Here is an 8,222-nt window from a genome sequence, read left to right as displayed (position 1 = left end):
TGGAGAAGCTGTCCCAGAACACCTCTTCATTGGTGCGGCTCCCGTCGTTTGCCACCATCCGCTCAAAGCCCTTCCACACCGCGCCGATCAGCTGCTCCGGGGAAAAGCCCCGGTCCTGAAACCGCGCTGCCAGAAGAGGCAGGTAATATCTTACAAATTCCTCCTGCTTCATTGGGAGCAGGGTCCCGTCCAGGTCGAATAAAAAATGATCCATTGCAAATGTCCTCCTGTCTATACAATATACAGCTCAATCCCCATATCTTCAATGATCTTTTTCCATTCCCCGGAAATCCCCGTATCTGTGATGATAATATCCGCCTCATTTAATTTCGCAAAATAAGACGTGGTAATGATCCCGAACTTACTGGAATCTGCCAGCAGGATCTTGCAGACCGAACTTGCCAGCCCCGCCCGCTTGGTCAGCACTTCAAAGGCATAGGAACAGGTCATTCCCAGGTGCTCATGGATCCCCGAGGCGGAGAAGAAATACTTTGTCGCCCGGTGCTCCTTGATGATATTGATCCCCTCTGAAGACTCAAACATCTGAAGCTGGCGGTTATAGACTCCACCCGGAACGATCAGGTTGATAGAATCATTCTTGGGCAGCTTGCTGATAATATAGTAATTCCCTGAGATTACCGTTAATTCCATGTTGTTGGGGATATAGGGCACGATCTTGCTGACGGTGGTACTGGAATCCAGGATCAGGATATCCCTCGGTCTTATCAGGTTGGAGGCTTTGCGCGCGATCCGCTCCTTCGCCTCCACGTTCCGCTCCAGTTCATACTGAAAATCATACATCAGAGGCGGCTGCGCCGGCGCCGCGCTGATCACATTCATCCCCAGCATCTGGGTCATGGCATTGGATTCCTTCAGATAAGAAATATCTCTTCGAATGGTCATCTCAGACACATCCAGGATCTTGGCAAGTTCTTTTATCGAGATAGTCGGCTGTTCCCGTACCAGCGCCATGATATCGTTAAGTCTCTGTTCCTTTTTCTTCATGTTCCCGTCCACCTTTTTCGTTTTTTGTTATTATAGTTGATTCACAACATTTTTTCAAGAAATGTAACAAAACCCCCACCTAAAATAGAAGATTTCTTTTCATTTCCTCTTGTTTTTGTATATTTTTTTGTGATATACGCCTGAAAATGTTATTTTTGTCAACAAAACAGTCTCATATTTTCTGTTTAACAACATCCGTCACATAAATGTTAGTTTACTCCTGTTAATATGTGATTTATAATACAATTATCAAAACCGATATGTAACATATTAACATGATCTAAACAAAAAAACTCAAGGAGGTGTGATATGAACAACAATCTCCTGCTTTCCCTAACAGAATCTATCCTATCCAGAGATTTCTGCGTGGCCACCTACTATGTAAGCCTTCCTCCCGGAAGCGACCCTTACGAAAAGGCCAAAAACATGGCCGTAGGCCAGACCATCGGAACCTGGATCCCGGTCCCCGGCATCACTGAGGAAATGCGCCAGAATTACATGGGCAAGATCGTAAATATCTATGACCTTCAGCCCGACGATCTGGAATCCCCCATTCCGGCCGGCTCCGGTCTGGAGCATTACATTTTCCAGATCGCCTACCCGGTGGCAAACTTTGAGAACAGCATCCCGCTCCTTCTCACCACCCTTCTGGGGAATGATGCCTCCACCTCCGTACAGGCCAAGCTTATCGATCTGTACCTGCCAAAGTGCATGCTAAGTTCCTTCCCGGGACCAGCCTACGGAATAGAAGGGATCCGTTCCCTCTGCCAGGTAGAGAAACGGCCCGTCCTTCTGAATATGATCAAGCCCTGCACCGGGTTTTCCCCGGAAGTGGGCGCCAGGATCTTCTATTCCACCGCTCTTGGCGGGATCGATCTTATCAAAGACGACGAACTTCTGGGGAACCCTTCCTATTGTCCTCTGACAGAACGGATCCGGGCCTACAACCAGGCTTCCAGAGCCGCCTTTGAAGAGACCGGCAAGGAGACCATCTATGTTCCCAACATTACCGACCACGTCTCCCGGCTTGTGGATCACGCCAAGGCCGCCCAGGAAGCCGGCGCAAAGATTGTGATGGTAAATTTTGCTGCCACCGGCTTTGGCGCCCTGCAAATGCTGCGGGAAGAGATTGACCTTCCCATTATGGGCCATTATGCCGGGGCAGGACCCTACTATGAGGGTCCCACTTCCGGAGTAACCTCCAGCCTGGTCCTGGGCAAACTGCCCCGGCTTCTGGGCGCTGATATTGTAATGATCAACACCCCTTACGGGGGCTATCCCATTAAGCGGTCCCGCTATCTGCGGACCGCCCAGGAACTGACACTTGCCCTTCCCGGCATCCGGCCTGCCCTTCCCTCCTGCGGCGGCGGCGTAAACCCGGGAATGGCCGAGACCCTGATCCGGGATCTGGGCAGCGACATTATCCTAGCGCCCGGCGGCGCTATCCAGGGCCATCCCATGGGAAGCCAGGCCGGCGTCCGCGCCATGTTTGCCGCGGTAGAAGCAGCCATGAACGGCACTTCCCTTGAGGAAGCAGCCAGGCAATGCCCGGAACTGGAAGCCATCCGGCATTTGTGGAAGAAGGAGGCGTAGCTCATGATCGACATGCACACACACCTCTGGCCGGCTCACCAGTCGCCGGACTATATGGCGGACTATCTGAAGAAGAAAAAGGAAGCAGGCCAGGAGATCTCTCTGACCGGTCCTGGTCTTCTCAGATCCATGGACCACTGCCAGATCCACCGCGCCGTGATCAGCGTGCTGGCCTTTGACAGCCAGATGAGCAATCCGGATCTGGCTCCTCTCCACGATTATGTGGAGGCACAGATCGATCAGTCCCAGGGACGCCTTGCCGCCTTCTGCACAGTCCAGCCCTTCCGGGAAGACACCTTTGACACTATGACTTCTCTGCTGGAAAAGCCCTGCTTCCGGGGATTAAAGCTCCACCCCAACATCCAGTGCTTTTATGCGGACGACCAGCGGCTGTACCCTATCTACCAATGGCTGGAAGAACACCGCTATCCGGTTCTCTTCCACACCGGCGGCATCGGGCTTAACGGGATCCGGGACTGCTACGGCGCGCCGGAACGGATCGACACCATCGCCTGCGATTTCCCGGATCTTCCTATCATCATGGGGCATGCCGGGAGGATCCACTACGAGACCACTGCTATGATCCTGCGGAAGCACCCTCATGTGTACGCCGATATCAGCACCAATTTTGGCCGGCTTGCGGGACAGGAATGGCGGCAGCTTTTTAACCTGATGGAAACCGTAAAGCTCTGGTGCGGAACAACCGAAAAGCTTTTGTTTGGATCGGATTACCCCTTCTATCTGCAGGACGTGACCGTTTCCCACACCCGCAGGCTTGAAGAACATCTTGGAGACTCCCCCCTTCTTACCAGAGGGGACCTTAATGGACTTCTCCATGAAAACGCTGAACAGTTCTGCAGAAAATATGGGATTTTCCAGGATCCAGAACCTTAAAACTGTTTTCTTTTTTTTAACTATATCATTCAAATCAAAAAGGAGAGATGAACCATGGCAAAACGTTATCACGAACAAGAAGTTATCGACATGCTGAAAGCCCAGGTAGAGGCTAAGAAAATGCTTTTCATGCCTAACTGCGGCTGCGGCCTCACCGCCAAGCTTCAGGAAAAAGGCGGCGCGGACCTGATCTGCCTGTCTGCCACCAGCTACTGGCGCATGAAAGGCCAGGGATCCCTGGCGCCGCTTATGCCTTACAGCGACATTAACAAAGTCATCCTGGAACTTGCCCCCGAGATCGTGGCAAATGTAGAGAAAGCTCCCATCCTGTCTCTGTCCGGCGGCACCAATCCTCTGCTGCCCCACAAGAAGCATCTGCAAATGCTGTGGGACGCCGGCATCTCCGGGATCAACCCCTTCATGATGATGATCTACGGAAGCGGCGTGATGGAGCAGATGGACGCCATCGGCATGGGCTGGGACAAAGAAGTAGACTTCGTGGGGGAAGCCCACAAGATGGATATGTTCTCCCTTGCCTACGCCTTTACCCCGGAAGAAGCCCGGATCCTGGCAGAAGTGGGCTGTCCTGCCATCGCCTCCCACTGCGGCTCCACCGCCGGCGGATTAAAGGGGGCCAAGACCAGCCTGACCTTGGACGAGGCATGCGAGATCAGCCAGCAGATCTTTGACGCGGCCAAAGCCGTCAACCCGGACGTGATCCTCTTCGCCCACGGCGGGCCCATGAAAGGACCAGAAGAAGCAAAATATGTGGTAGAGAAAACCGACGCAGTGGGCTTTATCGGCGGTTCCGCCGCAGAGAGAATGCCTATTGAGAAGGCCGTTCTCGCAGCCACACAGGAATACAAAGAGATCACATTATAAAAGGAGGGCACATTTTATGGAAAAGAAACCCAAAATCATCGTAGCAGGTATGTGCGACACCAAGTATACCGAATTGAAATTTCTTGCCGAGCAGGTAGAAAAAGCCGGCGGCGACGTAAAAGTGATGAACTGTGGCTGCGGCAAAGTCTGCGACTGGCCGGACATCTCCCTTCAGGATGTGCTGGACGCAGATGGCATCAAGCAGGAAGAAGTCTTCAAGGTTCCCCGCTCTACCGCCATCAAGATGGTGGGCGAGGCCGGAGCTAAAAAGATCATGCAGATGTATGAAGCCGGCGAAGTAGACGGGATCATCTCCTGGGCCGGATCCATGGGAACCACCACCGTCACCTATCTTATGCGGGCGCTTCCCTTTGGCGTGCCCAAGATCATGATGACCGATATGGCTTCCAGCGACGTCAGCATGTGGCTGGGCAACAAAGACATCTATATCATGAACCCCACCGCGGAGCAGGGCGTCAACACCGTTACCCGGAAAATGGTGGCCAATGCGGCTGCCGCCATCGTAGCCATGGCACAGGTAGGCGAGATCCATGACGCAGAAGAAAAACCGCTGATGGCTATCACCGCTTACGGCACCACCACCCAGACAGTCAATGCCTGCAGCGCTTACTGGAACGCCAAGGGCTGGGATACCATCATCATCCACCAGGTAGGGACCGGCGCCACCATGGAAGACCTGATCCGCTCCGGCATGATCACCGCCATCATCGACCTGACTACCGGCGAGCTGACCAACAATATGTACGACAGCATCTACGGAACCCCCTCCACCTGGAACGGGGAGCGCGTCACCGCTGCCAGCGACATGGGCATCCCACAGATCGTAACGCCGGGCGGCTGCGATCAGAGCGCCTACAATCCCATCTCCTCCATGAAACAGGAGTACCTGGATGATTACAAGGCCGGCAGAAGACGTACCTGGAAGGATACCGGGCTTCCCTATATCCACAACGAAGGAGTTACCATCATGTATCCTACCATGGACGAGATCGTGGAGCTGTCTGAATACTATGCCGAGAAGCTGAACACCACCAAAGGCCCCACCGCCTTTATCCTTCCTATGCAGGGATGGTCCGCTTACGACCAGCGCAAGGAGATCGCCACCACCGAGCGTGGCTGGTCCGCTGAAAACGGAGACGGCCCTCAGTGGGATCCGGATCCGGAGAACCCCACCTGGTCCATCCGCTCCACGGTTATGCGCAAGATCCTGGAGGAAAAATTCGCTCCCGAAAACGAAAATCTGGATCTGATCATCGCCGATATGCATATCGTAGACCAGGAATTTGCAGATCTATGCAATGAAGTGATGGAAGCCATGTTAAACGGCTCCTTCAAGAAGGGAATGTTCAAAGGAAGAAAAGGGGTACTATGAGAAAACTACATGTACTGGGCACCGGAACTGCCGTTGTGACAAAATATCTGAATACCGCCTTCGTGCTGGATAACGGCCAGGATTATTTCCTGGTGGACGGAATGGGCGGCGCGGAGATCCTGCGCCAGTTCGACCATATGGGACTGGACTGGACAAAGGTTCATTACGCCTTTCTCTCCCACGAGCATACCGACCACTTTCTTGGCATGGTATGGGTCCTGCGCTATATCGCCTTCCAGATGTGCGAGGACCGTTACGACGGCGACTTCCATCTGTACTGCCACGCCGAGCTGGCCGACAAGCTTCGGATGGTATGCCGGGCCCTGCTGCGGAAAGTAGAATGTGACCGCCTGGATGAGAGGATCCATTTCCATCTCATCCGGGACGGAGAACGGGAACAGATCTGGGGCTGCGATTTCACCTTCTTCGATATCCGGTCCACCAAGGCAAAGCAGTTTGGGTTCCAGATGACATGGCCTGACGGGATGAAGCTGGTCTTCCCCGGCGATGAGCCGGTAAATGACACCTGCCGCCCCTACTGCCAGGACGCCGACTGGCTGCTGTCAGAGGCCTTCTGCCTCTACGCAGACCGGGAAATCTTCACCCCCTATAAGTATCATCACAGCACCGTCCGGGAGGCAAGCCTCCTGGCCCAGGACTGCCAGGCGAAAAACCTGATCCTGTGGCACACGGAAGACGCCACCTTCGGGACACGGAAAATACGCTACACTGCGGAGGCAAAGCAGTTCTATGACGGAAATGTCTTCGTGCCGGAGGACGGAGAAGTGATCGAACTGCCAGAAGTATAAAATGTATAAAACCACAGAAAATAACAGCGGCTAATCAGGGCCGCTGTTATTTTTAAGAAATACTAATTTTAATAATTGGGCTGTGTCGCCTCTACACCCTCCACGATCTGCTCAAACAGCTCATAGGGGATCCCCACCGCCATATCGTTCTCACTCCACTTGCACAACATCCGGGTGCTGGGGCACAGCACGCTGACATTCATCTCTCCGGTGAGATAAGGCGATATGGTCAGTTCTGAGCACATTCCCTGCATGGCTCCCATATCGATGGCCGGTTTCCTGCCGGTTCCATACTCATATCCCTGCACCATCCGCATAGACTGGTAGGCGTTGGTCATCACGATCACCACATCCGGCGTCTGTTCACAATCCTTCAGCGGCACTACCGCCACACCGTATGTGGAGACCTGTTCCCGGTGCAGGCTCCGGATAGACCGGCGAAGCCGTCCCGCCGTGGCCACAGAGGAATACAGCTGATAGGAGAAATACTCCTGGCCGCTCTCGATCCGCTCTGTGCTGGGCTCCAGGCCCAGGGCCGTGGTGGCGCCGTCACATTTGTGATGTTCCAGCCGGCTTTTGATCCCCACACTTCTGAGAGCCGCCTGCTTTACCATCACACAGTAAGGCATGGCCGTCTTGGTCTCATCTACCGGATAAGCGTCGTAGTCTTCTTTGGTAAAAAGCAGCGTGATCCCTACCGGCTCCACCCCAAGTCCGATCACTTCTTTTAACTGTTCAATACTTTCCTTGATCCTCTCCTTCGGATACTGCTCATGAGGCAGGCCGTATTCAATATTTTTATGTTTATAAGGCATGGTTTTCTCTCCTTTCAGAATGTCTACTGTATCGACGCGAAACTAAACCGGAACAGGTCATATCTTACCAGGATCATAACAAGGATCAGATAGAAAATCAAGCTTACCGCCAGGAAGATCCAGTCGGTCCGATCCATTTTCATAGTCCGGTAGAAGGTCCTCTCCCCTTCTCTTCCCAGTCCCCGGCTCTCCATGGCGCAAGCTACCCGCTCGCCCCGCCTTGCCGCCACGCAGAACAGCGGCAGCATGACCCGGAAGGGGGAGGTAAACCGGGACCACACACCCTTATTCCAGGGAATCCCCCGGATCTCCTGGGCCAGATGAATAGAATCCACCTGAGACTGCAGCTCCGGCAGGAACCGGTAGGTGGCCATAGTAGCATAGCCGTGGGTGATGGACAGCTTACACTGGGTGATCAGGCTCAGCACCAGATCGCTGGGTCTTGTGGTCAAGACGAAGCCCATGGACATGGTGACAAGCGCCAGGATCCGGAACCCAAGAGAGATTCCGTGTACCAGATCCCGCTGGGTCCAGCGGAAGATCCACAGCCGCAGGATGATCCCCGGCTCCTCATTCAGCCCTCGCAGCGCCACCATGGACACCATGAACAGAAAGCTCACCACCAGAAATAACAGCAATCGCCGCAGCAGATTGGGGAATGGGATCTTCCCTCCGATCCAGGTTCCCGCGAAAAAGATCAGGAACGTAAGGAACGGCAGCACCGGGAAATAAGAGAGGCACACGATGATAGTCACCGCCACGATCAGGATCAGTTTGATCAGCGGATTCCTTCTGTGAAGGAAGGAATCTTTCTCAATATAGGCAAACATC

The 8,222-nt window shown here is 53.7% G+C and carries 8 protein-coding genes and 1 pseudogene; 5 read left to right on the top strand and 4 right to left on the bottom strand.

Features of this window, described 5'->3' with window-relative positions:
• Together ACML7B_RS03455 and ACML7B_RS03450 are read right to left on the bottom strand one after the other, a co-directional pair.
• Positions 1 to 214: pseudogene (locus ACML7B_RS03455) on the bottom strand (HAD family hydrolase); the annotation flags it as partial.
• A 17-nt stretch (positions 215 to 231) separates the two neighbouring features.
• The gene (locus ACML7B_RS03450; RefSeq protein WP_106789259.1) at positions 232 to 1,005 is read right to left on the bottom strand and encodes a DeoR/GlpR family DNA-binding transcription regulator; all 774 of its coding nucleotides are present in this window, start codon (positions 1,003 to 1,005) and stop codon (positions 232 to 234) included.
• A 309-nt stretch (positions 1,006 to 1,314) separates the two neighbouring features.
• Between ACML7B_RS03450 and ACML7B_RS03445 the strand changes: the two genes are divergently transcribed.
• The 5 genes from ACML7B_RS03445 to ACML7B_RS03425 are packed head-to-tail and all read left to right on the top strand — an operon-like array spanning position 1,315 to position 6,576.
• Positions 1,315 to 2,598, top strand: coding sequence for a RuBisCO large subunit C-terminal-like domain-containing protein (locus tag ACML7B_RS03445; protein WP_106789260.1), 1,284 nt, complete (start codon positions 1,315 to 1,317; stop codon positions 2,596 to 2,598).
• Positions 2,599 to 2,601: 3 nt separating this feature from the next.
• Positions 2,602 to 3,492 (top strand): amidohydrolase family protein, encoded by an 891-nt coding sequence (locus tag ACML7B_RS03440; protein ID WP_106789261.1) that lies wholly within the window; start codon positions 2,602 to 2,604, stop codon positions 3,490 to 3,492.
• 54 nt (positions 3,493 to 3,546) lie between these two features.
• A complete protein-coding gene (locus ACML7B_RS03435) occupies positions 3,547 to 4,374 on the top strand; it encodes a phosphoenolpyruvate hydrolase family protein (RefSeq protein ID WP_418539330.1) in 828 nt (275 codons plus the stop codon).
• Between the two features lie 16 nt (positions 4,375 to 4,390).
• Positions 4,391 to 5,767, top strand: a complete 1,377-nt coding sequence (locus ACML7B_RS03430; protein WP_418539329.1) for a Tm-1-like ATP-binding domain-containing protein — start codon at positions 4,391 to 4,393, stop codon at positions 5,765 to 5,767.
• Positions 5,764 to 6,576, top strand: coding sequence for an MBL fold metallo-hydrolase (locus ACML7B_RS03425; protein WP_418539328.1), 813 nt, complete (start codon positions 5,764 to 5,766; stop codon positions 6,574 to 6,576). The genes ACML7B_RS03430 and ACML7B_RS03425 overlap by 4 nt, the downstream gene beginning before the upstream one ends.
• A gap of 68 nt (positions 6,577 to 6,644) precedes the next feature.
• Here the strand turns inward: ACML7B_RS03425 and ACML7B_RS03420 are convergent, their stop codons facing one another.
• Both ACML7B_RS03420 and ACML7B_RS03415 read right to left on the bottom strand, forming a co-directional pair.
• Complete coding sequence (locus tag ACML7B_RS03420) at positions 6,645 to 7,391, bottom strand: DUF169 domain-containing protein (RefSeq protein WP_418539327.1); 747 nt, start codon at positions 7,389 to 7,391, stop codon at positions 6,645 to 6,647.
• 23 nt (positions 7,392 to 7,414) lie between these two features.
• Complete coding sequence (locus tag ACML7B_RS03415) at positions 7,415 to 8,221, bottom strand: energy-coupling factor transporter transmembrane component T (protein ID WP_346707304.1); 807 nt, start codon at positions 8,219 to 8,221, stop codon at positions 7,415 to 7,417.
• Position 8,222: the final 1 nt, after the last annotated feature.

It is taken from the genome of Massilistercora timonensis, assembly GCF_048354975.1.
Classification (GTDB): Bacteria; Bacillota; Clostridia; order Lachnospirales; family Lachnospiraceae; genus Massilistercora; species Massilistercora timonensis.
The sequence above is the reverse complement of the archived record's forward strand: the minus strand, read 5'-3'. Positions and strand labels throughout refer to the sequence as shown.